Source organism: Pseudomonas sp. WS 5011 (genome assembly GCF_012985775.1).
In the GTDB taxonomy this organism is placed as follows: domain Bacteria; phylum Pseudomonadota; class Gammaproteobacteria; order Pseudomonadales; family Pseudomonadaceae; genus Aquipseudomonas; species Aquipseudomonas peli.
Genome location: NZ_JAAQXA010000002.1, coordinates 46277 through 72153, shown reverse-complemented (window position 1 = coordinate 72153; position 25877 = coordinate 46277). Strand labels below are relative to the sequence as shown.

General features: G+C 59.6%; 27 protein-coding genes and 1 tRNA gene. 19 read left to right on the top strand and 9 right to left on the bottom strand.

The window, feature by feature from the left end:
* Nucleotides 1-125: 125 nt before the first annotated feature.
* From nhaC to HBN63_RS02710, 5 genes are all read right to left on the bottom strand, one after another.
* Nucleotides 126-1589 (bottom strand): Na+/H+ antiporter NhaC, encoded by a 1464-nt coding sequence (nhaC, locus tag HBN63_RS02730; protein WP_170048295.1) that lies wholly within the window; start codon nt 1587-1589, stop codon nt 126-128.
* Nucleotides 1590-1690: 101 nt separating this feature from the next.
* Nucleotides 1691-4522, bottom strand: coding sequence for a valine--tRNA ligase (locus HBN63_RS02725; protein ID WP_170048294.1), 2832 nt, complete (start codon nt 4520-4522; stop codon nt 1691-1693).
* 112 nt (nt 4523-4634) lie between these two features.
* A complete protein-coding gene (locus tag HBN63_RS02720; protein ID WP_170048293.1) occupies nt 4635-5033 on the bottom strand; it encodes a DNA polymerase III subunit chi in 399 nt (132 codons plus the stop codon).
* 9 nt (nt 5034-5042) lie between these two features.
* On the bottom strand, nt 5043-5462 hold the full coding sequence (locus HBN63_RS02715; protein ID WP_170048292.1) for a DNA polymerase III subunit chi: 420 nt from the start codon (nt 5460-5462) through the stop codon (nt 5043-5045).
* A 244-nt stretch (nt 5463-5706) separates the two neighbouring features.
* The gene (locus HBN63_RS02710; protein ID WP_170048291.1) at nt 5707-7197 is read right to left on the bottom strand and encodes a leucyl aminopeptidase; all 1491 of its coding nucleotides are present in this window, start codon (nt 7195-7197) and stop codon (nt 5707-5709) included.
* 143 nt (nt 7198-7340) lie between these two features.
* On the opposite strand from HBN63_RS02710, the gene lptF reads away from it, so the two are divergent.
* On the top strand, nt 7341-8462 hold the full coding sequence (lptF, locus tag HBN63_RS02705) for an LPS export ABC transporter permease LptF (protein ID WP_167142121.1): 1122 nt from the start codon (nt 7341-7343) through the stop codon (nt 8460-8462).
* Entirely contained in the window at nt 8455-9516 is a 1062-nt protein-coding gene (gene lptG, locus HBN63_RS02700) for an LPS export ABC transporter permease LptG (RefSeq protein WP_170048290.1), read from the top strand. The genes lptF and lptG overlap by 8 nt, the downstream gene beginning before the upstream one ends.
* Before the next feature lie 62 nt (nt 9517-9578).
* Here the strand turns inward: lptG and HBN63_RS02695 are convergent, their stop codons facing one another.
* The 3 genes from HBN63_RS02695 to HBN63_RS02685 form a co-directional block, all read right to left on the bottom strand.
* Nucleotides 9579-10073 (bottom strand): RDD family protein, encoded by a 495-nt coding sequence (locus HBN63_RS02695; RefSeq protein WP_160085310.1) that lies wholly within the window; start codon nt 10071-10073, stop codon nt 9579-9581.
* Between the two features lie 193 nt (nt 10074-10266).
* Nucleotides 10267-10479, bottom strand: a complete 213-nt coding sequence (locus HBN63_RS02690; RefSeq protein ID WP_090248782.1) for a cold-shock protein — start codon at nt 10477-10479, stop codon at nt 10267-10269.
* A 361-nt stretch (nt 10480-10840) separates the two neighbouring features.
* Nucleotides 10841-10925: transfer RNA gene (locus tag HBN63_RS02685), tRNA-Leu, on the bottom strand.
* Between the two features lie 113 nt (nt 10926-11038).
* Between HBN63_RS02685 and queA the strand changes: the two genes are divergently transcribed.
* From queA to HBN63_RS02655, 6 genes are all read left to right on the top strand, one after another.
* Nucleotides 11039-12088: a tRNA preQ1(34) S-adenosylmethionine ribosyltransferase-isomerase QueA gene (gene queA, locus HBN63_RS02680; RefSeq protein WP_170048289.1), complete on the top strand. Its 1050-nt coding sequence runs from the start codon at nt 11039-11041 to the stop codon at nt 12086-12088.
* 14 nt (nt 12089-12102) lie between these two features.
* The gene (tgt, locus tag HBN63_RS02675; protein ID WP_167142112.1) at nt 12103-13218 is read left to right on the top strand and encodes a tRNA guanosine(34) transglycosylase Tgt; all 1116 of its coding nucleotides are present in this window, start codon (nt 12103-12105) and stop codon (nt 13216-13218) included.
* A 39-nt stretch (nt 13219-13257) separates the two neighbouring features.
* Complete coding sequence (gene yajC / locus HBN63_RS02670) at nt 13258-13593, top strand: preprotein translocase subunit YajC (RefSeq protein ID WP_167142106.1); 336 nt, start codon at nt 13258-13260, stop codon at nt 13591-13593.
* 62 nt (nt 13594-13655) lie between these two features.
* On the top strand, nt 13656-15524 hold the full coding sequence (secD, locus tag HBN63_RS02665; RefSeq protein WP_167142102.1) for a protein translocase subunit SecD: 1869 nt from the start codon (nt 13656-13658) through the stop codon (nt 15522-15524).
* A 9-nt stretch (nt 15525-15533) separates the two neighbouring features.
* The gene (gene secF, locus HBN63_RS02660; protein ID WP_167142098.1) at nt 15534-16439 is read left to right on the top strand and encodes a protein translocase subunit SecF; all 906 of its coding nucleotides are present in this window, start codon (nt 15534-15536) and stop codon (nt 16437-16439) included.
* 126 nt (nt 16440-16565) lie between these two features.
* Nucleotides 16566-17102, top strand: coding sequence for a glycine zipper 2TM domain-containing protein (locus tag HBN63_RS02655; RefSeq protein ID WP_090248648.1), 537 nt, complete (start codon nt 16566-16568; stop codon nt 17100-17102).
* A gap of 64 nt (nt 17103-17166) precedes the next feature.
* On the opposite strand, the gene suhB is transcribed toward HBN63_RS02655, so the two are convergent.
* Entirely contained in the window at nt 17167-17982 is an 816-nt protein-coding gene (gene suhB / locus HBN63_RS02650; protein WP_090248646.1) for an inositol-phosphate phosphatase, read from the bottom strand.
* A gap of 144 nt (nt 17983-18126) precedes the next feature.
* Between suhB and trmJ the strand changes: the two genes are divergently transcribed.
* The 11 genes from trmJ (at nt 18127) to ndk (ending at nt 25858) form a co-directional block, all read left to right on the top strand.
* Nucleotides 18127-18897 carry a tRNA (cytosine(32)/uridine(32)-2'-O)-methyltransferase TrmJ gene (gene trmJ, locus HBN63_RS02645; protein WP_170048288.1) on the top strand — a complete coding sequence of 257 codons (771 nt, stop codon included), beginning with the start codon at nt 18127-18129 and terminating at the stop codon, nt 18895-18897.
* Nucleotides 18890-19666, top strand: coding sequence for a serine O-acetyltransferase (gene cysE, locus HBN63_RS02640; protein ID WP_170048287.1), 777 nt, complete (start codon nt 18890-18892; stop codon nt 19664-19666). The genes trmJ and cysE overlap by 8 nt, the downstream gene beginning before the upstream one ends.
* A gap of 139 nt (nt 19667-19805) precedes the next feature.
* Nucleotides 19806-20297, top strand: coding sequence for a Fe-S cluster assembly transcriptional regulator IscR (iscR, locus tag HBN63_RS02635; RefSeq protein WP_090248642.1), 492 nt, complete (start codon nt 19806-19808; stop codon nt 20295-20297).
* Between the two features lie 47 nt (nt 20298-20344).
* Nucleotides 20345-21559, top strand: coding sequence for an IscS subfamily cysteine desulfurase (locus tag HBN63_RS02630; protein ID WP_170048286.1), 1215 nt, complete (start codon nt 20345-20347; stop codon nt 21557-21559).
* A 47-nt stretch (nt 21560-21606) separates the two neighbouring features.
* Nucleotides 21607-21993 (top strand): Fe-S cluster assembly scaffold IscU, encoded by a 387-nt coding sequence (iscU, locus tag HBN63_RS02625; RefSeq protein WP_040261926.1) that lies wholly within the window; start codon nt 21607-21609, stop codon nt 21991-21993.
* Between the two features lie 12 nt (nt 21994-22005).
* The gene (gene iscA / locus HBN63_RS02620) at nt 22006-22329 is read left to right on the top strand and encodes an iron-sulfur cluster assembly protein IscA (protein WP_090248639.1); all 324 of its coding nucleotides are present in this window, start codon (nt 22006-22008) and stop codon (nt 22327-22329) included.
* Nucleotides 22330-22336: 7 nt separating this feature from the next.
* Nucleotides 22337-22858 carry a co-chaperone HscB gene (gene hscB / locus HBN63_RS02615; RefSeq protein WP_090248637.1) on the top strand — a complete coding sequence of 174 codons (522 nt, stop codon included), beginning with the start codon at nt 22337-22339 and terminating at the stop codon, nt 22856-22858.
* A gap of 49 nt (nt 22859-22907) precedes the next feature.
* Nucleotides 22908-24773: a Fe-S protein assembly chaperone HscA gene (gene hscA / locus HBN63_RS02610; RefSeq protein WP_170048285.1), complete on the top strand. Its 1866-nt coding sequence runs from the start codon at nt 22908-22910 to the stop codon at nt 24771-24773.
* A 2-nt stretch (nt 24774-24775) separates the two neighbouring features.
* Nucleotides 24776-25117, top strand: coding sequence for an ISC system 2Fe-2S type ferredoxin (fdx, locus tag HBN63_RS02605; RefSeq protein ID WP_170048284.1), 342 nt, complete (start codon nt 24776-24778; stop codon nt 25115-25117).
* A gap of 14 nt (nt 25118-25131) precedes the next feature.
* Nucleotides 25132-25332 carry a Fe-S cluster assembly protein IscX gene (gene iscX / locus HBN63_RS02600; RefSeq protein ID WP_090248633.1) on the top strand — a complete coding sequence of 67 codons (201 nt, stop codon included), beginning with the start codon at nt 25132-25134 and terminating at the stop codon, nt 25330-25332.
* Between the two features lie 94 nt (nt 25333-25426).
* Nucleotides 25427-25858 carry a nucleoside-diphosphate kinase gene (gene ndk / locus HBN63_RS02595; protein ID WP_090248631.1) on the top strand — a complete coding sequence of 144 codons (432 nt, stop codon included), beginning with the start codon at nt 25427-25429 and terminating at the stop codon, nt 25856-25858.
* Nucleotides 25859-25877 lie beyond the last annotated feature (19 nt).

Sequence of the window (25877 nt, the reverse complement as noted above, 5' to 3'; positions counted from 1 at the left end):
AGAAATTGGGAGGGTATTTATCGTCAGTTAGCCTGCCTGCGACTTGCATAGGCGTTTTCTGACTGACCGGTTAGCGCTCACGAGCCCGGACTGCGCGGGATACGCAGTCGCGGGCGGGTTTTGGCTCAGGCCTGCGACAGGTCGTCGCGTTCAGCGCTGGCCGGCATCACGGGCTGCGGCGCGAAGATAAACGCCAGGCAGATGGCCAACAGCGGCATCAGTAGATTGAAGAAGCAGTACGGCAGGTAACTCAGGGTTGCCACGCCGAGGGTCGCGGCCATATACGCGCCGCAGGTGTTCCACGGCACCAGTACCGAGGTCAGGGTGCCGCCGTCTTCCAGGGCGCGTGACAGGTTGACCGGGGCCAGCCCGCGTTTTTCATACTCAGCGCGGTACATACGGCCCGGCAGCACCAGGGCGATGTACTGGTCGGCGGTGATGATATTGGTGCCGATGGTGGTGGCAATGGTGCTGGCGATCAGGCTGCTGGTGCTTTTCGCCAGGTGCAGGGTGCTTTGCAGCAGGCGTTGCAGCAGGCCGAGTTTTTCCAGCACGCCGCCAAAGCACATGGCGCAGATGATCAGCCACACCGTGGTGAGCATGCTGGCCATGCCGCCCTTGGACAGCAGGCCGTCCAGCGCCGGGTTGCCGCTGCTGGATTCATAACCGGCGAACAGTGCCGTCCACACGGTTTTCAGCGGCGCCAGGCTGCCGGCCGCAGGGTCAGCCAGGCGCGCCATTACTTCGGGCTGAAACACCACTGCGAACACGCCGCCGAGCAGCGCGGCAACAAACACCGCTGGAAAGGCCGCCCACTGGCGCACTGCGAGAAACAGCAGCAGGACTACCGGCAGCAGCAGGTGCCAGCCCAGGCTGAACTGGCTTTCCAGCGCCTGCAGCACTTCGGCGATGCGTGCGGTGTCATGGCTGCCGTTCGCCTGCTGGCCGAGGATAAAGAACAGCACCAGGGCAATGCCCAGCACCGGCACCGTGGTGCGTAGCATCAGGCGGATATGCGCAAACAGATCAGCCCCAGCTGCGGCAGGCGCCAGGTTGGTGGTGTCTGACAGCGGCGAGAGTTTGTCGCCGAAGTAGGCGCCGGAAATGATCGCCCCGGCGGTAATCGCCGGGTCCAGGCCCAGGCCCGCCGCCACGCCCATCAGGCCGATGCCGAGGGTGCCGGCCACGGTCCAGGAGCTGCCGATGGACAGTGCGGTAAGGGCGCAGATCAGGCAGCTGGTGACGTAGAAGTATTCCGCCGAGATCAGCTTGAGGCCCAGCCAGATCATGGTCGGCACGGTGCCGGCAAGAATCCAGGTGCCGATCAGCGCGCCGACCGCCAGCAGAATCAGGTTGGCCTTCATCGCCATATGGATGCCGGCGAGGATGCCTTCCTCAATCTGTGCCCACCGCAGGCCATTCTTCAGACCGACCAAGCCGGCGACAAAGGCGGCGCTCATCAGCGCGATCTGGTTCGGCCCGCTGGAGGAGCTGTCGCCGTACAGGTAAACGGAGAGGCCCAGCAGCAGCACCAGCACGCCAATCGGCAGCAGGGCATCCAGCAGGGACGGGGAGCGTGTATCAGTCATGGGTGTACCGGTCGATCAATGAAACTGTGGCTGGAAAGCCCAACCCAGAAAAAACGAAACCCGCGCCGGTAAGGGCGCGGGCTGCGGGTGTTGCCAGAGGATCAGAGTGCGGCGATCTTGCCGCGCTGCTCAACCATCTTGCTCAGGGCTTGCTCAGCTTCGGCCAGCTTGGCGCGCTCTTTATCGAGCACTTCGGCCGGCGCCTTGGCGACGAAGCCTTCGTTGCTCAGCTTGCCGCCGACGCGCTGCACTTCACCGGAGAGACGGGCGATCTCTTTATCCAGGCGCGCCAGTTCGGCGTCCTTGTCGATCAGCCCGGCCATCGGCACCAGCACCTGCATATCGCCGACCAGAGCGGTGGCGGACATCGGCGCTTCTTCGCTCGCTTCCAGCACGCGTACCGACTCCAGCTTGGCCAGCTTGTTCAGCAACGGCGCGTTGTCGGCCAGACGACGCAGGTCTTCCGCGCTGGCGTTCTGCAGGATGATATCGATGCGCTTGGCCATGGAAATTTTCATCTCGCCACGGATCTGCCGCAGGCCGAGCATCAGCTGCTTGACCCACTCAATGTCGCCTTCGGCGGCGGCGTCTATGCGGCTCTCATTGGCCACCGGCCAGGCCTGCAGCATGATGGTGTCGCCAGTGACGCCAGCCTGCGCCTTGATGCGCTGCCAGATTTCTTCGGTGATAAACGGCATAAACGGATGGGCCAGACGCAGCGCCACTTCCAGCACACGGATCAGCGTGCGGCGGGTGCCGCGCTGACGTTCGATCGGTGCGGCTTCGTCCCACAGCACCGGCTTGACCAGCTCCAGGTACCAGGCGCAGTACTCGTCCCAGATAAACTCGTAGAGCGCTTGCGCGGCCAGGTCGAAGCGGAAGGCGTCGAGCTGGCGGGTGACTTCGGCTTCGGTGCGCTGCAGCGACGAGATGATCCAGCGGTCCACCGAGGACAGCTCGACCGGCTCACCGTTGACGCCGGTGTCCTGGCCGTCGGTGTTTTCCAGCACGAAGTTGGCGGCGTTCCAGATCTTGTTGCAGAAGTTGCGGTAACCCTCGACGCGGCCCATGTCGAACTTGATATCGCGACCGGTGGACGCCAGCGCCAGGTTGGTAAAGCGCAGGGCGTCGGTGCCGTAGGCGGCGATGCCCTCGGGGAACTCGGCGCGGGTCTGCTTGGCGATTTTCTCGGCCAACTTGGGCTGCATCATGCCGCTGGTGCGTTTCTCCAGCAGCTCATCCAGGGTAATGCCATCGACGATATCCAGCGGGTCGAGCACGTTGCCCTTGGACTTGGACATCTTCTGGCCTTGGCCGTCGCGCACCAGGCCATGCACATAGACGGTCTTGAACGGAATCTGCCCGGTCAGGTGGGTCGACAGCATGATCATCCGGGCGACCCAGAAGAAGATGATGTCGAAGCCGGTGACCAGCACGTCGGTGGGGTGGAAGGTCTCCAATTCTTCGGTCTGCTGCGGCCAGCCGAGGGTGGAGAAGGTCCACAGACCAGAGCTGAACCAGGTGTCCAGAACGTCTTCGTCCTGACGCAGGTTGGCGTCGCCCAGGTTATGGGTGGCGCGTACTTCCGCCTCGTCACGGCCAACATAGACGTTGCCGGCATCGTCGTACCAGGCCGGGATGCGGTGGCCCCACCAGAGCTGACGGCTGATGCACCAGTCCTGGATATCGCGCATCCAGCTGAAGTACATGTTTTCGTACTGCTTGGGCACGAACTGGATCTCACCGCTCTCGACCACGGCGATGGCCTTTTCGGCCAGCGGCTTGGTGCTGACATACCACTGGTCGGTCAGCCACGGCTCGATGATGGTGCCGGAGCGGTCGCCTTTCGGCACTTTCAGGGCGTGGGCATCGATGCTTTCCAAGAGGCCGGCGGCCTCGAAGGCGGCAACAATCTGCTTGCGCGCCTCGAAACGATCCAGGCCGGCGTATTCGGCCGGCAGGCTGCAGTCGATCTGGCTGTTGACGCTGCCATCGACATTGAACGCCTGGACCTGTGCGAGCACGGCGGCGTTCTTGTCGAAGATATTCAGAAGTGGCAGGTTGTGACGCTTGCCGACTTCATAGTCGTTGAAATCGTGGGCCGGGGTGATCTTCACGCAGCCGGTGCCGAATTCAGGGTCGCAGTAATCGTCGGCGATGATCGGGATACGCCGGCCAACCAGCGGCAGCTCGACGAAGGTGCCGATCAGCGCTTGATAGCGCTCGTCACTAGGGTTTACCGCGACGGCGCTGTCGCCAAGCATGGTTTCCGGGCGAGTGGTGGCAACGATCAGGTAATCCTTGCCGTCGGCGGTTTTGTTGCCGTCGGCCAGCGGGTAGCGCAGGTTCCACAGGCTGCCTTTCTCGTCGTGGCTTTCCACTTCGAGGTCGGAGATGGCGGTGTGGAACTTGGTGTCCCAGTTGACCAGGCGCTTGCCGCGGTAGATCAGGCCGTCTTTGTGCAGGCGCACGAAGGCTTCTTTAACGGCTTCGGACAGGCCGTCGTCCATGGTGAAGCGTTCGCGCGACCAGTCTACCGAACTGCCCAGGCGACGGATCTGCCGGGTGATGGTGCCGCCGGATTGCTCTTTCCATTCCCAGACTTTCTCCAGGAATTTCTCGCGGCCCAGATCGTGACGGCCAATGCCGTCGGCGGCCAGCTGACGCTCTACCACCATCTGGGTGGCGATACCGGCGTGGTCGGTGCCCGGCTGCCACAGGGTGTTGCGGCCCTGCATGCGGCGGAAACGAATCAGCGCATCCATGATCGAGTTGTTGAAACCATGGCCCATGTGCAGGCTGCCGGTGACGTTCGGCGGCGGGATCATGATGGTGTAGGGCTCGCCCGAACCTTGTGGGGCGAAATAGTTGTTCGCCTCCCAGTTCTGGTACAGGGCGGTTTCAATGGCGTGCGGCTGGTAGGTCTTGTCCATGCGCGGCGGGACCCTTATGACGGCTAGACGGAAAAGCCGGCAAGTATAGCGGGGATGGCCTATATGACGTAAGAGCGCGCGTGGTGTGGCTGACTGGTGGGCGTGCGTGTGCTTACGGACGACGCGGCGGCAGCAGTCGCGTCAGGCGCGCATCCAGGCGGCGTTTCAGCTCGGCCTCGATCTGCGGCACGAAATCGTCGATCACATCCTGCAGGATCAACTGGGCGGCGGCGCGCAGTTCACTGTCCAGGCGGTTCAGTTCGCTGTCGCGGCTGACGCTCTGGCTCACGGTTTCACGCAGGGTTTGCGCAACCGTTGGCTTGGGCGCGGGTGCTGGGGCGGCGGCCACGGGCGGCGGAGTAACGATTTCCGAGAGCAGGGGGATGCTGTCCGGGTCGAGGGAATCGACCAGCAGCGGTGGTTCGAGGTTTTCATCGCCCAGCAGTTGGCGGATCGACTCCAGGTCGTTCAGCAGTTGGGCGGGTTTTTGCGGCGGTTTTGGGGTGTCCATACTGTGCAACTAGAGTTCGACTCGTTTGGGATCATACCCGCGCTGCCGGTAGCTGCGGAAATTCTCCCGGCAGGCGGTCAGCAGGTCGGGTTCCTGGTTGACGATTTCAATCACCCGGCTAAAGCGCTCGACCTGGGGTGAAAGGGTGCTGCCGAGGTTGATCAGCACGCCCTGAGTACTGCTGGGTTCTTCGTCCTGGCCAATCACCACCGGTGCGTACGCGTCATCCTGGTAGAGGCTGTGAGGCACAAAGCTTTCCGCTTTGAAACGCCATAACAGTTCATCCACCTCGCTGCATTGCCGCGCATCGCTGCCGCGCAGAAACACCGGCAGGCCGGCGCGCCAGGCTTTCATCGCCAGCTGGCAGGCTGCGCGCAGGCGCTCGGCCGGCACGGCAGTAGACAGTACATAGAATTCTATTCGGGGCATGACGGCACGGTTTGGCGTTAGTTGCAGGAGCGGCTTGCTGACAGGCGCGCAGCTTACCAGTCAATCGCGGTTAACACCGCTCCTACTAATGCGCCTGGAACGTAGAACCTGTTTCGGATCTCGCGAGCTAGAGCGAGACAAGGCAACAATGGCCGAGGAAGCGGAGTTTACGAGCTGTAAATGAGCATTCCGAGGCCATTTTTAACGCCGTATCGCCGACGCGCAGCAGATCCGATACAGGTTCTCAGGCGTTGCTGCGATCCAGCAGGTACTGCGTCAGCATCGGCACCGGACGACCGGTCGCGCCTTTGTCCTTGCCACCACTGATCCAGGCGGTGCCGGCGATATCCAGGTGCGCCCAGTTGTAGGCCTTGGCAAAGCGAGAAAGGAAGCAGCCAGCGGTAATGGTGCCGGCTTTTGGCCCGCCGATATTGGCGATGTCGGCGAACGGGCTGTCCAGCTGCTCCTGGTATTCGTCATACAGCGGCAGCTGCCAGGCACGGTCGTCGGCGGTCAGGCCGGCGCCGAGGATCTGCTGCACCAGTTCGTCGTTGTTGCCCATCAGGCCGGAGACATTGCTGCCCAGGGCCACGATGCAGGCGCCGGTGAGGGTGGCGATGTCGATCACAGCCTGCGGCTTGAAGCGCTCGGCATAGGTCAGGGTGTCGCACAGCACCAGACGGCCTTCGGCATCGGTGTTGAGGATTTCCACGGTCTGCCCGCTCATGGTGGTGACGATATCACCGGGACGCGTGGCGCCGCCGCTCGGCATGTTCTCGGCGCAGGCCAGCAGGCACACCAGGTTGATCGGCAGTTGCAGCTCCAGAACGGCCTTGAGGGTGCCGAACACGCTGGCGGCGCCGCACATGTCGTACTTCATCTCATCCATGCCGGCAGCCGGCTTGATGCTGATGCCGCCGGTGTCGAAGGTGATGCCTTTGCCAACTAGGGCGTAGGGCTTCTCGTTCTTTTTGCCGCCCTGATAGTTGAGCACGATCATCCGTGGCGGTTGGTCGCTGCCCTGGGCCACGGCGAGGAAGGCGCCGGCGCCGAGCTCATTGAGCTTTTTCTCATCAAGGATTTCGACCTTGAGGTTCTTGTAGGCCTTGCCCAGGTTCTTGGCTTCTTCGGCGAGATAGCTTGGGTGGCAGAGATTCGGCGGCAGATTGCCAAGGTCTTTGGTAAAGGCCATGCCGGTGGCAATCGCCTGGGCGTGCGTGCTAGCGCGCTCAGCGTCGGCCAGGTTGGCTTTGTCCGTGAGCAGGGTGAGCTTCTTCAGCGCGCCGGCTTCGGCCTTCTGGCTCTTGAAGCGGTCGAAGCAGTAGCCGGCGTCGGCCAGGCTTTCCACCATCAGGCGGGTTTTGCCGTAGGTTTCGCGGCCCTTGACCTGCAGCTCGTCGAGCGCGAGTACCGCGTCGCTGCCGCCGAGGCTTTTCAGGTTGTTGTAAACGGCTGTGATCAATTTGCGCAGTTGGCGGTCAGACAGTTCGCTGTCTTTACCGGTGCCGACCAGCAGCACGCGTTCGGCTTTGAGATTTGGCAGGTTGTGCACCAGCAGAGTCTGGCCGACCTTGCCAGCCAGGTCGCCGCGCTTGAGCAGTGCGCTGATCGCGCCAGCGCTGGCGGTGTCGATGGCCTTGGCGGTTTCACCGAGTTTTTTGCCCTCACCAACAGGGATAACCAGGGTGGCGGTTTTTAGTGTTTCTGGGCGTGCGCTTTTAACAATAAATTCCATTACGTGGTGTCCCCAAGACAAGGCGTCGGTATTGCAGGATAATGCCGGCTATTTTTCGATGGTTCGCCAGTTGGGCGAGCCGGCAAGCAGTGCGGCTAGTTTGATCTTAGCCGCCTGAGCCTGACAACCCTGGAGTGTCTGGTTTGATCGTCTTCCGTTATCTGTCTCGTGAAGTGTTGTTGACCCTGAGTGCCGTGAGCGCGGTGCTGTTGGTCATCATTATGAGTGGCCGTTTTATCCGTTACCTGGCTCAGGCAGCGCAAGGGCTGCTCGATCCCGGTGTGCTGCTGCTGATCATGGCGTACCGCATTCCTGGTTTTTTGCAGCTGATTCTGCCGCTGGCGTTGTTTCTCGGCTTCCTGCTGGCGTATGGCCGCATGTACCTCGACAGCGAGATGACCGTATTGTCGGCCACCGGCATGAGCCAGCAACGCTTGTTTGCCTACAGCCTGGCACCCGCAACCCTGGTGGCGCTGCTGGCCGGCTGGCTGAGCCTGGGGCTGGCACCGCAAGGCATTGAGCATGTGGCGCGGATTTTGAACCAGCAGAGCGCCATGACGGAGCTGGATACCCTGGAGCCTGGGCGTTTTCAGTCGATGAAGAATGGCTCGCGGGTGACCTACACCGAGGAGTTGTCCGAGGACCGCGGCTCGCTGGCTGGGGTGTTTATCTCCGAGAAGCAGCTGTCCAGCAGTGGTGATAAGGAGCGTGGTATCTCCGTGCTGGTGGCTGAATCCGGCCGCCAGGAGATTCAAGCGGACGGCAGTCGCTACCTGATTCTGGAAAATGGCTACCGCTATGACGGTAACCCAGGCCAGGCGGACTACCGCGCCATCCAGTACGAAACCTACGGCGTGCTATTGCCCAAGCCGGAAGTGGCAGTGGAGATCACCGATCGCGAGGCCATGCCTACGCGCGAGCTAATTGGCAGTGACAAGCCGCGTATGCAGTCTGAGCTGCAGTGGCGTTTGTCGATTCCAGTACTGGTCTTTGTCGTCACTCTGCTGGCCGTGCCCCTGTCGCGGGTTAACCCACGGCAGGGGCGCTTTCTCAAGCTGTTGCCGGCCATTCTGCTGTACATGGCTTACCTGGCGCTGCTGATTGGCGCGCGCGGTGCTTTGGATAAAGAAAAGATCCCCGCAGGCCTGGGCTTGTGGTGGGTGCATGGGCTGTTCGCATTGATCGGGCTGCTGTTGCTGTATTGGGAGCCGTTGCGCTTGCGCTGGGCGGCTCGTCGTGTGGCGTTGGAGGTGGCCCGTGGTTAAGTTGGATCGCTACATCGGCGCACAGGTGTTTGTCGCCATTCTTGCTGTGTTAGGCATCATCGTCGGTCTGGCACTGCTGTTTGCCTTTATCGATGAGCTTGGGGATGTCGAAGGCAACTACGGCCTGCTGGATGCCCTGGGGTATGTGCTGCTGACGGCACCGCGGCGAATTTATGAAATGTTGCCGATGGCCGCCTTGATTGGCTGTTTGATCGGGTTGGGCTCGCTGGCCAGTAACAGCGAGCTGACCATCATGCGTGCGGCGGGTGTATCGATCGGGCGGATTGTCTGGGCGGTGATGAAACCGATGCTGGTGCTGATGCTGGTCGGCGTGCTGATTGGCGAGTACCTGGCGCCTTACAGCGAAAATCAGGCTCAGGCCAGTCGCGCCATGGCCCAAGGCGGCGGCGAAGCGCAGAGCGCCAAGCGTGGCCTGTGGCATCGCCAGGGGCAGGAATATGTGCACATCAACGCCGTGCAGCCCAATGGCGTGCTGCTCGGGGTGACTCGCTACCGCTTCGACGACCACAAGCGTATGCAGTCCTCCAGCTTCGCTCGACGTGCGCAGTATCAGGGTGATCACTGGCAGCTGGAAGATGTTGCAACCACGCACTTCCGTGAGCGCAGCAGTGAGGTCATCAAGCAGGACAATGAGCGCTGGGATGTCGAGTTGACGCCGCAGCTGCTTGGCACCGTGGTCCTGGCACCTGATGCCCTGTCGATGACTGGGTTGTGGAACTATATCCACTACCTGGCCGAGCAGGGGCTGAATAACAGTCAGTACTGGTTGTCGTTCTGGACCAAAGTGCTGCAGCCGCTGGTAACCGCTGCGCTGGTGTTGATGGCGATTTCCTTTATCTTCGGCCCGCTGCGCTCTGTGACTTTGGGGCAGCGGGTGTTTACCGGGGTGCTGGTGGGTTTCGTCTTCAAGATCAGTCAGGACTTGCTCGGCCCATCGAGCTTGGTGTTCGGCTTCTCGCCGCTGCTGGCGGTGTTGATTCCAGCCGGTATCTGCGCGCTGGCCGGCGTTTGGTTGCTGCGCCGCGCCGGTTGATTCAGGCGTAAAAAAGCCGGCGTGCACTTAGTGTGCACGCCGGCTTTTTTGTATCTGGAGGTCTACTTCTTGTGGATGTTTTTCGGCAGCTGAATCACTTGGCTGTCCGAGTAGATGTCATGCCAGCTGCGCTTTTCTTTATCCCAAAGCACCCACAGAAACCCCAGGCCCAGCAGTAGCCAGGAGCCGATGGCAACCAGAAAACGCAGCAATGCCTGCCATAGGCTGATCGCCGTACCGTCGGGATTCTGAATGCGCAGGCCCCACACCTGCATGCCCAGTGTCTGGCCGTTATGCGTCCAGAACTTGGCGAAGAAGCCAAACAGGCTGAGAAACAGCACGGTCGAGAGCAGCGGGTCGCCATCCAAGGCACCAGCGTCGGACATCTGCTTTAGTTGCGCCTCGCCGTAGAAACCCATCAGGATCAGCTTGTAGACAAAGGTCACGACGATCAGCAGGGCGATACACAGCAGGAAGTCATAAAACATCGCGGCGAGGCGGCGGATTAGCCCCGCGGTGGGGAATTCACCCTGCGGGCGCAGCAGGTGTTTCGTCATGGTCGGCTCTTTAGTTATTCGGCTGGCGGAATGGCGGCAACAATAAGGCATCCGTGGGGGTGGTCGGCCATAAAAAATGATCGGTAATCATTTTTAGCCTTGCCCAGCGACGGCTCCCAAGGATGGTCGTCATGGATGGCAAGGCACAAAAAACCCCTGATGTTGCCATCAGGGGTTCTTCAATACGGCAGGATTATTCCTGGATTTGCACTTCGTCAGCCTGCATGCCTTTCTGGCCTTGCACCGCGATAAAGCTGACTTTCTGACCTTCTTTCAGGCTCTTGAAGCCGTTGCCTTGGATCGCGCGGAAGTGCACGAACAGATCCGGACCGCTTTCTGGCGTGATAAAGCCAAAACCTTTCTCGTCGTTAAACCACTTCACGGTACCGTTCTGACGATTCGACATGATGTATTTCCTTGAACCTTGAGTTGATGACAGCCGCTACTCGGCATGAGGGGCTGAATACTGGTTGCAAGGTGGCAGGCGACGTCGAGCGGGATGTAGCGGATCTGGATGATCTACTGCACCAGGTCACGATTTTCGGCGACCCATGCAAACACAGTGGGGCAGACTTTACGCCAACTTCCCGGCAAATGCCAAGCCCGTGCAGGGCATGTAATTGCTGGGGTTCAGATGTTTTCTGCGGCGCGTTGAGTGTGCCTTTATGGCGCGTTTGCGCGTGAGAAAGAGGCCGCATCTGCATGCGCCCGGCTTTTTCGTAGGCAATAAAAAAGGCCTTGAATCTCAAGGCCTTTCTTCGAATCTATGGTGCCCCGGGGGAGACTCGAACTCCCACTTCTTTCGAAAACGGATTTTGAATCCGCCGCGTCTACCGGTTCCGCCACCGGGGCACAATGGCGGCGCAGTATAGGGATGGTGTTGGGGTTGGTCAATCCACTTGCGTGGTCAGAATGCACTATTTCCGGTAAGCTCTGCCGCCCTGCTAGACGACCTCTTCCTGACCATGCGTGTTGCCGACTTCAATTTCGAGCTGCCTGACGCTCTGATTGCCCGCCACCCCCTCGCCGAACGCCGTGCCAGCCGCTTGCTGGTGCTTGATGGGCCGACGGGGGAGCTGGCGCATAAACAATTCAGTGACCTGCTGGATTACCTGCGTCCTGGCGATCTGATGGTGTTCAACAACACTCGGGTGATTCCGGCGCGGCTGTTTGGCCAGAAGGCCTCCGGCGGCAAACTGGAAATTTTGGTTGAACGGGTGTTGGACAGTCAGCGCGTGCTGGCCCATGTGCGTTCGAGCAAATCACCCAAGCCGGGCTCGACCATCCTGATCGACGGCGGTGGCGAAGCCGAAATGGTCGCGCGACACGATGCGCTGTTCGAGCTGCGTTTTGCTGAAGACGTGCTGCCGCTGCTCGAGCGGGTCGGGCATATGCCGCTGCCGCCTTACATTGATCGGCCGGACGAGCAAGCGGATCGCGAGCGCTACCAAACGGTGTATGCCGACCGAGCCGGCGCTGTTGCGGCGCCGACCGCCGGGCTGCATTTTGATCAGCAGCTGCTCGCGGCAATTGCCGAGAAGGGTGTTGAGCAGGCGTTCGTGACCCTCCACGTCGGTGCGGGCACCTTTCAGCCGGTTCGCGTTGAGCGCATCGAAGATCATCACATGCACAGCGAATGGTTGGAGGTCGGCCAGGATGTGGTCGATGCCGTTGCCGCTTGCCGCGCGCGTGGCGGTCGGGTGGTTGCCGTCGGCACCACCAGCGTGCGTTCGTTGGAAAGCGCCGCCCGCGATGGTGTGCTCAAAGCGTTCAGTGGTGACACCGATATCTTTATCTATCCAGGCCGGCCGCTGCATGTGGTCGACGCGCTGGTGACCAACTTCCATTTGCCGGAATCGACGCTGTTGATGCTGGTGTCGGCGTTTGCCGGTTACCCGGAAACCATGGCGGCCTATCAGGCGGCGATTGCCGGTGAATACCGTTTTTTCAGTTACGGTGATGCCATGTTCATCACCCGCAACCCCGCACCGCGCGGGCCAGAGGAACAGCTATGACGCGCACGTGCCGCATGTCTTTCGAATTGTTGGCGACTGAGGGCAAGGCGCGCCGTGGTCGGCTGACCTTTCCGCGCGGCGTGGTGGAAACCCCGGCGTTTATGCCGGTGGGCACCTACGGCACGGTCAAGGGCATGCTGCCGCGTGATATCGAGGCGATTGGTGCGCAGATCATCCTCGGCAACACCTTCCACCTGTGGTTGCGTCCTGGCACGGAAGTGATCAAGAAGCACGGCGATCTGCATGACTTTATGCAGTGGCAGGGGCCGATCCTTACTGACTCCGGCGGTTTCCAGGTGTTCAGCCTCGGCGCCATGCGCAAGATTAAGGAGGAGGGCGTGTACTTCGCCTCTCCGGTCGATGGCGCCAAGGTGTTTATGGGGCCGGAAGAGTCGATGCAGGTGCAGCGCGACCTGGGTTCGGACATCGTGATGATTTTCGACGAATGCACGCCGTATCCGGCCGAGTTCGATGTGGCCAAGCGTTCGATGGAGTTGTCGCTGCGCTGGGCCAAGCGTTCGAAAGAGGCGCATGGCGACAGCACGGCGGCGCTGTTTGGCATCGTTCAGGGCGGCATGCACGAGGAATTGCGCAAAGTCTCTCTGGATGGCCTAGAGCAGATCGGTTTTGACGGTTATGCCATTGGTGGTCTGTCGGTCGGCGAGCCGAAAGACGAGATGATCAAGGTGCTGGATTACTTGCCGCCGCAATTGCCAGCCGACAAGCCGCGCTACCTGATGGGCGTGGGCAAACCAGAAGACTTGGTGGAAGGCGTGCGCCGCGGTGTGGACATGTTCGACTGCGTGATGCCGACTCGCAACGCGCGCAATGGCCACCTGTTTGTCGACACTGGCGTGCTGAAAATTCGCAATGCCTTTCATAAGCACGACGATTCGCCGCTGGACCCAACCTGCGACTGTTACACCTGCAAACATTTCTCCCGTGCCTATCTGCATCATCTGGATAAATGTGGCGAAATGCTCGGTAGCATGCTCAATACAATCCACAACTTACGGCATTATCAGGTGCTCATGGCTGGTTTGCGTGAGGCTATTCAACAGGGTACATTGGCCGCCTTTGTCGATGCCTTCTATGCCAAGCGCGGGCTGCCAACGCCGCCTCTGGATTGATTCCCAACCTTTTAAAGACCCTTGCAACAGGAGTGTTACATGAGCTTTTTTATCCCCGCTGCTTTCGCTGAAGGCGCCGCACCGGCTGCCGGTCCTGCTGGTAGTGGCTTTGAATGGGTGTTTCTGCTCGGCTTTCTGGTCATCTTCTATCTGATGATCTGGCGTCCACAGGCCAAGCGTGCCAAAGAGCACAAAGGTCTGATCAGCGGCCTGCAGAAAGGTGATGAAGTGGTCACCAGCGGTGGTATCGCCGGCAAGGTGTCGAAGGTTTCCGATGACTTCGTAGTAATCGAGGTATCGGACACCGTCGAGCTGAAGATTCAGAAAGTGGCCATCGCCGCTTCGCTGCCTAAAGGCACGCTGAAAGCGATCTAAGCCATACACCTTTACCATTCGACGGGGCGCTTAATGCGCCCCGCGTCATAACGGGCGGCGTCATGCTCAACAAGTTTCCCATCTGGAAGTACCTGCTGATTCTGGCTGTGCTGGCAATCGGTTTTCTCTATTCCGCGCCCAATCTGTACCCGGATGATCCGGCGATCCAGATCAGTGGCAACAGCTCCGCCATGCGCGTCGAGCAGGCTGATCTGGATCGCGCCAGTCGCGCGCTGGAAGCGGCCGGTATCAGTGTAAAAGCCGCCAGCCTGGCCAATCAGGGGCGTGCCGGTTTGCTGCGCTTGAACAGCGCTGAAGACCAGTTGCCTGCCAAAGAGTTGGTACGCAAGGCGTTGAGCGATGAGTTCGTTGTGGCGCTCAACCTGGCGCAAACCACCCCGGATTGGCTGCGTAATCTGGGCGGCAGCCCGATGAAGCTGGGTCTGGACTTGTCCGGTGGTGTGCACTTCCTGATGGAAGTGGACATGGACAAGGCCCTGGATGCTCGTCGCAAGGTTTACGAAGGTGAGGTCAAGAGCCTGCTGCGCAAAGAGCGCGTGCGTTATCGCAGCCTGCCTGAGTTGGATGGCGCCATCCAGCTTGGCTTTGCCGATGAAGCGACGCTGGAGAAAGCGCAGCAGCTGATTCGCAAGGACTTTACCGATTTTGACATGACCACTGTGCAGCGTGGTGGGCAGCAGGTGTTGCGACTGGCGCTAACTCAGGCCAAGTTGGTCGAGATTCGTGAGTACTCGATCAAGCAGAACCTGACTACTGTGCGTAACCGGGTCAATGAGCTCGGTGTGGCTGAGCCGTTGGTGCAGCGTCAGGGTGCCAACCGCATTGTGGTTGAGCTGCCGGGTGTGCAGGACACCGCCGAAGCTAAACGTATTCTCGGCAAGACCGCCAACCTGGAGTTTCGTCTTGCCGCAGAGCCGGATGCTGCTAAGGCTGCGACCGAAAGTTTCGAGTTCCGTCAGGAGGGTCGTCCGCCAGCCCAGCTGGAGCGTGATCTGATCATCACGGGTGACCAGGTCACCGATGCGCAGGCCAGCTTCGATGAGAACGGTAGTCCGCAGGTGAATATCCGTCTGGATGGCCGTGGCGGTGACCTGATGAATCGCGCGACCCGCAACAACGTCGGTCGTAGCATGGCGGTGATCTTTATCGAGCAGAAGCCGGTAACCCGCTACGTGCGCCAAGTGGTTGATGGTGTCGAGAAAGAAGTCGAGCTGCAGACCTTCGTCGAAGAGAAGAAGATCATCAGTCTGGCCACCATTCAGTCGCCGCTGGGTAGTCAGTTCCGCATCACCGGTCTTGATGGTCAAGGCGAGTCGTCTGAGCTGGCTCTGTTGCTGCGCGCTGGTGGTTTGGCTGCGCCGATGTACTTCGCGGAAGAGCGCACCATCGGCCCTAGCCTGGGTGCTGACAACATCACCAAGGGCGTGACTGCTTCGATGTGGGCGATGCTGTTTGTTTCGCTGTTTATCATCGCCATTTACCGCTTCTTCGGTGTGCTGGCGACCATTGCTCTGGGCTTTAACATGGTGCTGCTGCTGGCGCTGATGTCGTTGCTCAGTGCCACGCTGACTCTGCCGGGTATCGCCGGTATCGTGCTGACCATGGGTATGGCGGTGGACGCTAACGTGCTGATCTTCTCGCGTATTCGTGAAGAGATCGCCAATGGCATGTCGATCCAGCGTGCTATCCATGAAGGCTTTGATCGGGCTTATTCGGCGATTGTCGATGCCAACCTGACCACCCTGTTGGTGGGCGGCATTCTGTTCGCCATGGGTACCGGGCCGGTCAAAGGCTTCGCGGTGACTCTGTCGCTGGGTATTCTCACCTCGATGTTTACCGCCATTCTGGTGACGCGTTGCATGGTCAACCTGACTTGCGGCGGGCGTGACTTCAAGAAGTTGTGGATTTAAGGGGCTGTGATGAATCGTACGATCAACTTCATGGGGGTACGCAATATTGCGTTCGCCTTCACCCTGCTGCTGACGTTGCTGGCACTGGTTAGCCTGTTTACCAAAGGGCTGAACCTGGGGCTGGATTTTACCGGTGGTACGCAAATCGAGCTGAGCTACGAGCAGCCGGCAGACCTCGGTAATATCCGTGAGCAGCTGGCTGGCGCTGGCTATGCCGATGCCGTGGTGCAGAGCTTTGGTGCCACCACCGATGTGGTGGTCCGCATGCAGGGCGATGACCCTGAGCTGGGTAATAAAGTAGCCGCAGCGTTGCGCCAAGCCGGAGAGCAGCTTGAGGTGAAAAAGGTCGAGTTCGTCGGCCCGCAGGTGGGTGAAGAGCTGCGCGATCAGGGTGGTCTTGGTCTGCTGCTGGCATTGGGCGGGGTGATGCTCTACCTGGCCTTCCGCTTCCAGTGGAAGTTCGGTTTAGGGGCGATTATCTCGCTGATCCATGACGTAATTGTCACTCTCGGCATTCTCTCGTTCTTCCAGATCACCTTCGATCTGACGGTGATGGCGGCGCTGCTGGCGATCATCGGTTACTCGCTGAATGACACCATTGTGGTGTTCGATCGGGTGCGTGAGAACTTCCGCGTGCTGCGCAAGGCAACATTGATCGAAAACATCAACATCTCCACCACGCAGACCCTGCTGCGCACCATGGCAACCTCAATCTCCACTTTGCTGGCAATTGCTGCGTTGCTGCTGTTCGCCGGCGACAATCTGTTTGGCTTCTCGGTAGCGCTGTTTATCGGTGTGAGTGCGGGTACCTACTCCTCGGTCTATATCGCTAACGTGGTGCTGGTGTGGCTCGATCTGACGGTCGATGACCTGATTCCGCCGGTGGTCGAAGAAGAGGTTGATGAGCGCCCATAATTCTGTGCGCTTTATCGCAAATGGTTGAATGAGCCGGGCAGGTGTTGAACTTGCCCGGTTTTTTTATGCTCCAAGGCTGGGAGTTAGGCGCGTTAAGCGCTAAGCAGCGGTTTCAAGGAGGCCTGTATGAACAAGTCAATGTTGGTTGGTGCTGTGTTGGGGGCGGTGGGTGTGACGGCGGGCGGAGCGGTGGCCACTTACAGCCTCGTCAGTGCGCCTGAATATGCCGAAGTGCTGGCCGTTAAACCGGTCAAGGAAACCATCAAAACCCCGCGGGAAGTCTGCAAGGATGTGGCGGTCACTCGTCAGGCTCCGGTCAAGGACGAGCACCAGATAGCCGGTACGGCGATTGGTGCTGTGGTGGGTGGTCTGCTCGGCAACCAGGTGGGCGGCGGTAACGGCAAGAAACTGGCGACTGTTGCGGGGGCGGTGGGTGGTGGCTATGCCGGCAATAAGGCGCAGGAGCACTTACAGAGCCGTGATACCTACACCACGACTGAAACCCGTTGCAGCACGGTAACCGATACCAGTGAGAAGTTGGTGGGTTACGACGTTAAGTACGAGTTGGATGGCAAAGTGAGTCAGGTGCGAATGGCCAGTGACCCGGGTCGTCAGATCCCGGTCAAAGATGGTCAGTTGGTGCTGGTTGATCAGTCCAACTGATCGAAGCATGTTTAGCAGGTACAAAAAAAAGCGCCCCGCGGGGCGCTTTTTTATTGCGGCTTAATCAGCGCTTCAAAGAAGCTGACAAGTGCGGCTGAATGGCTGTCAGGACAGCCTTGAAGCACTTGGTGTTGCCGGCAACGATCTGGCCTTTCTCCAAGAATTCGTGGCCGCCGCTGAAGTCGCTGATCAGACCGCCTGCTTCCTGAATCAGCAGTGCGCCGGCAGCCATATCCCACTCGGACAGGCCGAACTCCCAGAAGGCGTCGAAGCGACCAGCAGCCACGTAGGCCAGGTCCAGGCTGGCGGCACCCGCGCGGCGTACGCCAGCGGTTTGCCCAACCAAGCTGCGGAACATGCCGATGTAGTTTTCCAGGTTTTCCATCTGGCTGTCGCGGAACGGGAAACCGGTGCCGAGCAGGGCGCCTTCCAGGCTCTTGCGATTACCGACGCGCAGGCGGCGGCCGTTGAGGGCTGCGCCACGGCCACGGCTGGCGGTGAACTCCTCCTGGCGTACCGGGTCGATGATCACGGCGTGTTCAAGGCGACCGCGGTATTTACACGCAATGCTGACGGCGTAATGCGGAATGCCGCGGATAAAGTTGGTGGTGCCATCCAGCGGGTCGATGATCCACAGGTAATCGGCGCCGTCGCCGCTGCCTTCGCTTAGGCCGCTTTCCTCACCGAGGATGCCGTGGTTCGGGAAAGCCTTGCGCAATGCCTGAATGATCAGCTGCTCAGCGGAGCGATCAATTTCAGTGACATAGTCCTTGGCTTCTTTCTCGTCGACCGAGATGACGTCCAAGCGTTCGGTCGAGCGGAAGATCATTTCGCCGGCGCTACGGGCTGCGCGCAGCGCGATATTCAGCATGGGCTGCATGGATGTTCACCTGGGTCGTTAAAGAAAGCCGGCCATTCTAGCAGAAAAGCCCGGCGGTTGAAGTGCAACCTGCGTCTTGCGTGGCGTAAGGCAGGTGGGTTCTGTAAGATTTGCCCCTCAAAGCCTTGTCTGTGAGCGTTTGCGTTGCTGGAAAATATTCGCGTTGTGTTGGTCGGTACCAGTCACCCGGGCAATATCGGTGGGGCGGCACGGGCCATGAAAAACATGGGGTTGTCGCAGTTGGTACTGGTTGATCCGCGGGATTTTCCGAGCGAAGACGCGGTGGCCAGGGCCTCCGGCGCTACTGATATTCTCGATGCGGCGCAGGTTGTGGCCACGCTTGAGGAGGCGCTTGTCGGTTGTCGCCTAGTAATGGGTACCAGTGCGCGGGATCGGCATATTCCCTGGCCGATGCTGGAGCCGCGTGAGTGTGGTGGTGTTGCGTGCGAGCAGGCGCAGCAAGGTGCGCAAGTTGCCTTGGTGTTTGGGCGTGAGTATGCCGGCCTGACCAATGAGGAGCTGCAGCGCTGCCACTATCATGTGCACATTCCCTCCGATCCGGCGTTCAGTTCGTTGAATCTGGCGGCGGCGGTGCAGGTGCTGGCGTACGAAGTGCGTATGGCCTGGCTGACAACTGAGGGGCTGCCGGCCAAGCAGTCTGCAGTCGTCGATCCGGATGAAGAGCCGGTTGCTGCGGATGAGCTGGAATCGTTTTATCGTCACCTGGAGCAGGCGCTGGTTGAGATTAGGTTTCTTGATCCTGCCAAGCCGCGACATCTGATGAGTCGCCTGCGTCGCTTATACGGGCGTAGCGCAGTGAGCAGGCTGGAAATGAATATCTTGCGCGGTATCTTGACGGAAACCATCAAGGCGGCGCGTGGCGAGCACCCTAAGCAGGAGAAGGCAGATGTTTGAGCGCATGCAAGAGGATATCCAAAGCGTATTTCATCGCGACCCGGCGGCGCGTAATGCCTTTGAGGTTGTCACTTGCTATCCGGGATTGCATGCAGTCTGGTTGCATCGCGTAGCGCACGCGCTGTGGAGCAGTGGCTGGAAGTGGCTGGCGCGCGTGGTGTCGAACTTCGGTCGTTGGATGACTGGCATCGAAATTCATCCGGGCGCGAAGATCGGTCGGCGCTTCTTTATTGATCACGGCATGGGCATCGTCATCGGTGAGACCGCCGAAATCGGCAACGACGTCACCCTCTATCAGGGTGTGACCCTTGGCGGTACCAGCTGGAACAAAGGTAAGCGTCATCCGACGCTAGAAGATGGTGTGGTGGTTGGTGCTGGTGCCAAGGTGCTGGGGCCGTTCACGGTCGGCGCGGGCGCCAAAATTGGCTCCAATGCTGTGGTGACTAAAGAGGTGCCGGCGGGTGCCACTGCTGTCGGCATCCCTGGGCGAGTCATCGTCAAAACCGACGATGAGCAGGAGGCCAAGCGTCAGGCCATTGCCGAGAAGCTGGGTTTCGATGCCTATGGCGTGAGTCAGGACATGCCGGACCCGGTGGCGCGCGCCATTGGTCAGCTGCTTGACCACCTGCATGCGGTGGATGGGCGCCTGGAGGGTATGTGCGGCGCGCTCAAGTCCTTGGGCAGTGACTACTGCGCCAAGGATTTGCCGCAGCTGCGTGACGAGGACTTTGCTGGTGTGGTCAAGGACGCAGACAAGCCCGCGGCGTGATGGTGTGGTAGGGCGCATTTTGCTATGATGTGCGCCCTTCATTCCGGCTAATCCCGACTAAAGCGCTAGGTCTTATAGTTGACTTAAATGCTCGGGAATTGCATACTCGCTGCATATTGCGACTACGCGGTAATCCCTTATGCGACTCACCACCAAAGGCCGTTACGCTGTCACCGCCATGCTTGATCTGGCGTTGCACGCTCAGCGTGGGCCGGTGTCTTTGGCTGATATCTCCGAGCGGCAGGGTATTTCCCTTTCCTACCTGGAGCAGCTATTTGCCAAGCTGCGTCGTGGCAATCTGGTGTCCAGTGTGCGTGGGCCTGGCGGCGGTTACCAGTTGTCGCGCGATATGCAGGGTATTCAGGTGGCTGAGGTGATTGACGCAGTCAATGAGTCGGTTGATGCCACGCGCTGCCAAGGGCAGGGCGATTGCCACGCAGGTGATACCTGTCTGACCCACCATTTGTGGTGTGACCTCAGCCAGCAGATACACGAATTTCTGAGTGGCATCAGTCTGGCTGACTTGGTGACCCGCCGTGAAGTGCAGGAAGTTGCCCAGCGCCAGGATCAGCGCCGCTGCAATGGCAGGACGCCGTACCTGGATAAGATCGAAACGTCCGCCGTCGATTGAGCGCAAAGCGCTGGCTAGCTCGCCTGATACCTGATTAGGAGAAAGTTATGAAATTGCCGATTTACCTCGATTACTCCGCCACTACGCCGGTTGATCCGCGTGTCGCGCAAAAAATGAGCGATTGTCTGTTGGTCGACGGTAACTTCGGCAATCCGGCATCGCGCTCCCACGTATTTGGCTGGAAGGCTGAAGAGGCCGTAGAGCATGCTCGCCGCCAAGTGGCTGAGCTGGTCAATGCCGACCCGCGTGAGATTGTCTGGACCTCTGGTGCCACCGAGTCCAACAATCTGGCGATCAAGGGCATTGCCGATTTCTACAAGAGTAAAGGTAAGCACCTGATTACCTCGAAAATCGAGCATAAAGCCGTGCTGGACACTATGCGCCAGCTTGAGCGTGAAGGCTTCGAGGTGACCTACATCGAGCCAGGTGAAGATGGTCTGATTACCCCGGCCATGTTTGAGGCAGTGCTGCGTGAGGACACCATCCTGGTGTCGGTCATGCACGTGAATAACGAAATCGGCACCATCAACGACATCGCGGCGATTGGCGAGCTGACCCGTTCGCGCGGCGTGTTTCTGCATGTTGATGCGGCTCAGTCCACCGGCAAGGTGGCGATTGATCTGGAGTCGCTCAAGGTCGATCTGATGTCGTTCTCCGCGCACAAGACATATGGCCCGAAAGGCGTCGGTGCGCTGTTCGTGCGTCGCAAGCCACGTGTGCGTCTGGAAGCGCAGACCCATGGCGGCGGTCACGAGCGTGGTATGCGCTCCGGCACCCTGGCGACTCACCAGTGCGTCGGTATGGGTGAGGCGTTCCGTATTGCCAAAGAAGAAATGACCCAGGAAAACCAGCGCATCCAGGCCCTGCGTGATCGCTTCTTCAAACAGGTCGATGGTCTTGAAGAGCTGTACATCAATGGCAGCATGACCGCCCGCATACCGCACAATCTCAACCTCAGCTTCAACTATGTTGAGGGCGAGTCGCTGATCATGGCGCTCAAGGATCTGGCGGTGTCGTCCGGCTCGGCTTGCACCTCGGCTTCTCTGGAACCGTCCTACGTGTTGCGCGCCCTGGGCCGCAATGACGAGCTGGCGCACAGCTCCATTCGCTTTACCTTCGGCCGCTTCACCACTGATGAAGAAGTCGATTACGCCGCGCAGAAAGTATGCGAGGCGGTGACCAAGCTGCGCGAATTGTCGCCGCTGTGGGATATGTACAAAGACGGTGTCGACATCTCCAAGATCGAGTGGGCGGCGCACTAAGTAGTCGCCGAGCAAGAGCGACTCTCTGATGAGGAAGGAATACCAGCATGGCTTACAGTGAAAAGGTCATTGACCACTACGAGAACCCGCGCAACGTCGGCAAGATGGACGCGGAAGACCCAGACGTCGGCACTGGTATGGTCGGCGCGCCGGCTTGCGGTGACGTGATGCGTCTGCAAATCAAGGTCAACGAGCAGGGCGTAATTGAAGACGCCAAGTTCAAGACCTACGGTTGCGGTTCGGCAATTGCCTCCAGCTCCCTCGCTACTGAGTGGATGAAGGGCAAGACCCTAGACGAAGCTGAAACTATCAAGAACACCCAGCTGGCCGAGGAATTGGCTCTGCCACCGGTGAAAATCCACTGCTCGGTACTCGCCGAAGACGCCATCAAGGCTGCTGTTCGCGATTACAAGCAGAAGAAAGGCTTGCTCTAAGGAGGTTTGTCGATGGCTATCAGCATGACCGAAGCAGCCGCTCAGCACGTGCGTCGCTCTCTTGAGGGGCGCGGCAAGGGCGAAGGCATTCGCCTGGGTGTACGCACCACGGGCTGTTCCGGCTTGGCCTATGTGCTGGAGTTTGTCGATGAGGCCGCCAGCGAAGATCAGGTGTTCGAGAACCATGGCGTCAAGGTGATCATCGATCCCAAGAGCCTGGTTTACCTCGACGGTACTGAGCTTGATTTCGTCAAAGAGGGGTTGAACGAAGGTTTCAAGTTCAACAACCCAAACGTGCGCGGCGAATGTGGCTGCGGCGAAAGCTTCAATATCTGAGGCGCTTGTGGGCAGTCCTTGTCACTTTGCTTTATTCGACCTGCAGCCAGGTTTTCGGCTGGATCAGGAGCTGCTTGCCGCGCGTTACCGTGAGATGGCACGGCAGATTCATCCGGATCGCTTTGCTGACGCTTCCGAGCGTGAGCAGCGCTTAGCCCTCGAGCAATCTGCCAGTCTCAACGAGGCTTACAGCACGCTCAAGAGTGCGTCGCAGCGCGCTCGCTATTTGCTGGCACTGCGCGGGCCCGAGCTACCGCTGGAAGTGACGGTGCAGGATCCGGATTTCCTGCTGCAGCAAATGCAGCTGCGCGAAGAGCTGGAAGATCTGCACGACAGTGCCGACCTGGCCGGGGTGGCGCAGTTCAAGCGGCGTCTGAAAGTGGCTCAGGACGAGCTCAACGAAAGTTTTGCCGTTTGTTGGGATGATGCTTCGCGTCGCGAAGAGGCCGAGCGCCTGATGCGCCGCATGCAGTTTCTCGACAAGCTTTCTCACGAGGTCCGCCAGCTGGAAGAGCGCCTCGACGATTAACGCTGGCGCGCCTATTGCGGCGCGCCTGATATCTAAGCACTGATTAATCATGGCCTTACTGCAGATCGCTGAGCCCGGACAAAGCACCCAGCCACACCAGCGCCGTCTGGCCGTGGGGATTGATTTGGGTACCACCAATTCGCTGGTCGCCGCCGTGCGTAGCGGCCTTTCCGAGCCGCTGGCCGATGCCGCTGGGCAGGTCATTCTGCCGTCTGCAGTGCGTTATCACGCTGATCGGGTCGAGGTAGGCGAGGTCGCCAAGGCGGCCGCATCGGCTGATCCGCTGAATACTGTGCTGTCGGTCAAGCGCCTCATGGGGCGCGGTTTGGCTGACGTCAAGCAGCTCGGTGAGCAGCTGCCATACCGCTTTGTCGGTGGCGAATCGCATATGCCGTTTATCGAAACCGTGCAGGGGCCGAAAAGCCCGGTTGAAGTCTCGGCGGATATTCTCAAGGTGCTGCGTCAGCGCGCTGAAGCGACTCTGGGTGGTGAGCTGGTGGGCGCGGTCATCACCGTGCCAGCCTATTTTGATGACTCCCAGCGCCAGGCCACTAAGGATGCTGCGCGTCTGGCCGGGCTGAATGTGCTGCGTCTGCTCAACGAGCCGACCGCCGCCGCCGTGGCCTATGGCCTGGATCAGCATGCCGAGGGTGTGGTCGCCATCTATGATCTGGGCGGCGGCACCTTCGATATTTCCGTATTGCGCCTGACCGGTGGTGTGTTTGAAGTGCTCGCTACCGGCGGTGATAGTGCGCTGGGCGGCGATGACTTCGATCACGCGATTGCTGGCTGGATTGTGCAGCAGGCGGGTATTTCCTCTGATCTTGATCCCGCGCAGCAGCGCCTATTGCTGGAAGCTGCGTGTGCCGCTAAAGAAGCCCTGACCGACAGCGCTTCGGCAAGCCTCAGTTATGCCGGCTGGGCAGGGCAGTTGAGTCGTGAACAGTTCGATGCGCTGATCGAACCGATGCTCGCACGCAGCCTCAAGGCCTGCCGCCGCGCGGTGCGTGATGCCGGTATTGAGTTGGATGAGGTTGAAGCCGTGGTTATGGTTGGCGGCTCCACCCGAGTGCCGCGCGTACGTCAGGCTGTCGCCGAGTTGTTCGCCCGTGAGCCGCTGACCGACATCGATCCTGATCAGGTGGTGGCCATTGGTGCCGCTATCCAGGCTGATGCTCTGGCAGGCAACAAGCGCGGTGATGGCGAAGAGTTGCTGTTGCTGGATGTGATTCCGCTGTCGCTTGGCCTTGAAACCATGGGCGGGTTGATGGAAAAGGTGATTCCGCGCAATACCACCATTCCCGTGGCGCGCGCCCAAGACTTCACTACCTATAAAGATGGTCAGACGGCCATGATGGTGCATGTGCTGCAGGGTGAGCGTGAGCTGATCAGCGATTGTCGCTCCTTGGCACGCTTCGAATTGCGCGGTATTCCGCCGATGGTCGCCGGTGCGGCGAAGATTCGCGTGACCTTCCAGGTTGACGCCGATGGCCTGCTCAGCGTTGCTGCGCGTGAGCTGGCTTCGGGCGTTGAGGCGAGTATCCAGGTCAAGCCGTCTTATGGTCTGACCGATGGCGAAATTGCCCGCATGCTGCAGGATTCCTTCAAAAATGCCGGCGACGACAAAGTTGCCCGCGTACTGCGTGAGCAGCAGGTCGACGCCCAGCGTCTGCTGGAGGCGGTCGAGGCAGCTTTGCTGGCCGATGGTGAGCGTCTGCTGGATGCCGATGAGCGTATGGCCATCGATGCGCAGATCGAGCAATTGCGCGATTTGATGGCCGGCACGGATGGCTTGGCGATTGAGCAGCAAACCAAACGATTGACCCAGGTGACCGATGCTTTTGCTGCGCGTCGCCTGGATGCCACGGTCAAGGCTGCGCTGGCCGGCCGTAGTCTTGATGAGATTGAGGAATAAGCATGCCGCAGATCATTTTTCTGCCCCACGCGGTGCTGTGTCCGGAAGGTCTGGTGGTCGAGGTTGCGCCAGGTACGTCTGTGCTCGAAGTGGCGCATGAATACCATATCGAAATTGAAAGCGCTTGTGGCGGTGTCTGCGCCTGCACCACTTGCCACTGCATCATTCGTGAAGGTTTCGATTCGCTGGCAGAGGCCGATGAGCTGGAAGAGGACATGCTCGACAAGGCATGGGGGCTGGAGGCGCAGTCGCGGCTGTCCTGTCAGGCTATTGTGGGCGATGAAGATCTTACTGTGGAAATCCCCAAGTACTCGCTCAACCACGCTGCCGAAGCGCCGCACTGATTCAAGGAGTTGTTATGAGTCTGAAGTGGGTTGATGTTCTGGAAATCGCCATTCAGCTGGCGGAGTCCAAGCCTGAGGTAGACCCTCGCTACGTGAACTTTGTGGATCTGCATAAATGGATTCTGGCGTTGCCGGAGTTCAGTGACGACCCGCAGCGCGGCGGCGAGAAGGTGCTTGAAGCCGTTCAGGCAGCCTGGATCGACGAGGCGGATTAACTGGCCTGTTGGCCTGGCCTACGCATTTAACCGGAACCCGCGTATAATTCGCGGGTTTAATTTTTCGCTTTAATCATTGTTTCTGGAGTTTCACATGGCTGTTCAACGCACTTTCTCCATCATCAAGCCGGATGCCGTTGCTAAAAACGTTGTTGGCGAGATCACCACTCGTTTCGAAAAAGCCGGCCTGCGCGTCGTTGCTTCGAAAATGGTTCAACTGTCCGAACGCGAAGCTGCTGGCTTCTACGCTGAGCATAGCGAGCGTGGCTTCTTCAAGGACCTGGTTGCTTTCATGACCTCCGGTCCAGTTATCGTTCAGGTTCTGGAAGGCGAAAACGCTGTTCTGGCTAACCGCGAACTGATGGGTGCTACCAACCCTAAAGAAGCAGCTGCCGGCACCATTCGTGCTGATTTCGCTGTTTCCATCGACGAAAACGCTGTTCACGGTTCCGACTCTGAAGCCTCCGCTGCCCGCGAAATCGCTTACTTCTTCGCTGCCACCGAAGTTTGCGCACGTATTCGCTAAGCGAATCGGGTGAGGGTGA

Coding starts and splice junctions, on each gene's coding strand:
- nhaC (WP_170048295.1), bottom strand. CDS start 1,589: ATGACTGATACACGCTCCCCGTCCCTGCTGGATGCCCTGCTGCCGATT.
- HBN63_RS02725 (WP_170048294.1), bottom strand. CDS start 4,522: ATGGACAAGACCTACCAGCCGCACGCCATTGAAACCGCCCTGTACCAG.
- HBN63_RS02720 (WP_170048293.1), bottom strand. CDS start 5,033: ATGGACACCCCAAAACCGCCGCAAAAACCCGCCCAACTGCTGAACGAC.
- HBN63_RS02715 (WP_170048292.1), bottom strand. CDS start 5,462: ATGCCCCGAATAGAATTCTATGTACTGTCTACTGCCGTGCCGGCCGAG.
- HBN63_RS02710 (WP_170048291.1), bottom strand. CDS start 7,197: ATGGAATTTATTGTTAAAAGCGCACGCCCAGAAACACTAAAAACCGCC.
- HBN63_RS02695 (WP_160085310.1), bottom strand. CDS start 10,073: ATGACGAAACACCTGCTGCGCCCGCAGGGTGAATTCCCCACCGCGGGG.
- HBN63_RS02690 (WP_090248782.1), bottom strand. CDS start 10,479: ATGTCGAATCGTCAGAACGGTACCGTGAAGTGGTTTAACGACGAGAAA.
- queA (WP_170048289.1), top strand. CDS start 11,039: ATGCGTGTTGCCGACTTCAATTTCGAGCTGCCTGACGCTCTGATTGCC.
- tgt (WP_167142112.1), top strand. CDS start 12,103: ATGTCTTTCGAATTGTTGGCGACTGAGGGCAAGGCGCGCCGTGGTCGG.
- yajC (WP_167142106.1), top strand. CDS start 13,258: ATGAGCTTTTTTATCCCCGCTGCTTTCGCTGAAGGCGCCGCACCGGCT.
- secD (WP_167142102.1), top strand. CDS start 13,656: ATGCTCAACAAGTTTCCCATCTGGAAGTACCTGCTGATTCTGGCTGTG.
- secF (WP_167142098.1), top strand. CDS start 15,534: ATGAATCGTACGATCAACTTCATGGGGGTACGCAATATTGCGTTCGCC.
- HBN63_RS02655 (WP_090248648.1), top strand. CDS start 16,566: ATGAACAAGTCAATGTTGGTTGGTGCTGTGTTGGGGGCGGTGGGTGTG.
- suhB (WP_090248646.1), bottom strand. CDS start 17,982: ATGCAGCCCATGCTGAATATCGCGCTGCGCGCAGCCCGTAGCGCCGGC.
- cysE (WP_170048287.1), top strand. CDS start 18,890: ATGTTTGAGCGCATGCAAGAGGATATCCAAAGCGTATTTCATCGCGAC.
- iscR (WP_090248642.1), top strand. CDS start 19,806: ATGCGACTCACCACCAAAGGCCGTTACGCTGTCACCGCCATGCTTGAT.
- HBN63_RS02630 (WP_170048286.1), top strand. CDS start 20,345: ATGAAATTGCCGATTTACCTCGATTACTCCGCCACTACGCCGGTTGAT.
- iscU (WP_040261926.1), top strand. CDS start 21,607: ATGGCTTACAGTGAAAAGGTCATTGACCACTACGAGAACCCGCGCAAC.
- iscA (WP_090248639.1), top strand. CDS start 22,006: ATGGCTATCAGCATGACCGAAGCAGCCGCTCAGCACGTGCGTCGCTCT.
- hscA (WP_170048285.1), top strand. CDS start 22,908: ATGGCCTTACTGCAGATCGCTGAGCCCGGACAAAGCACCCAGCCACAC.
- fdx (WP_170048284.1), top strand. CDS start 24,776: ATGCCGCAGATCATTTTTCTGCCCCACGCGGTGCTGTGTCCGGAAGGT.
- iscX (WP_090248633.1), top strand. CDS start 25,132: ATGAGTCTGAAGTGGGTTGATGTTCTGGAAATCGCCATTCAGCTGGCG.
- ndk (WP_090248631.1), top strand. CDS start 25,427: ATGGCTGTTCAACGCACTTTCTCCATCATCAAGCCGGATGCCGTTGCT.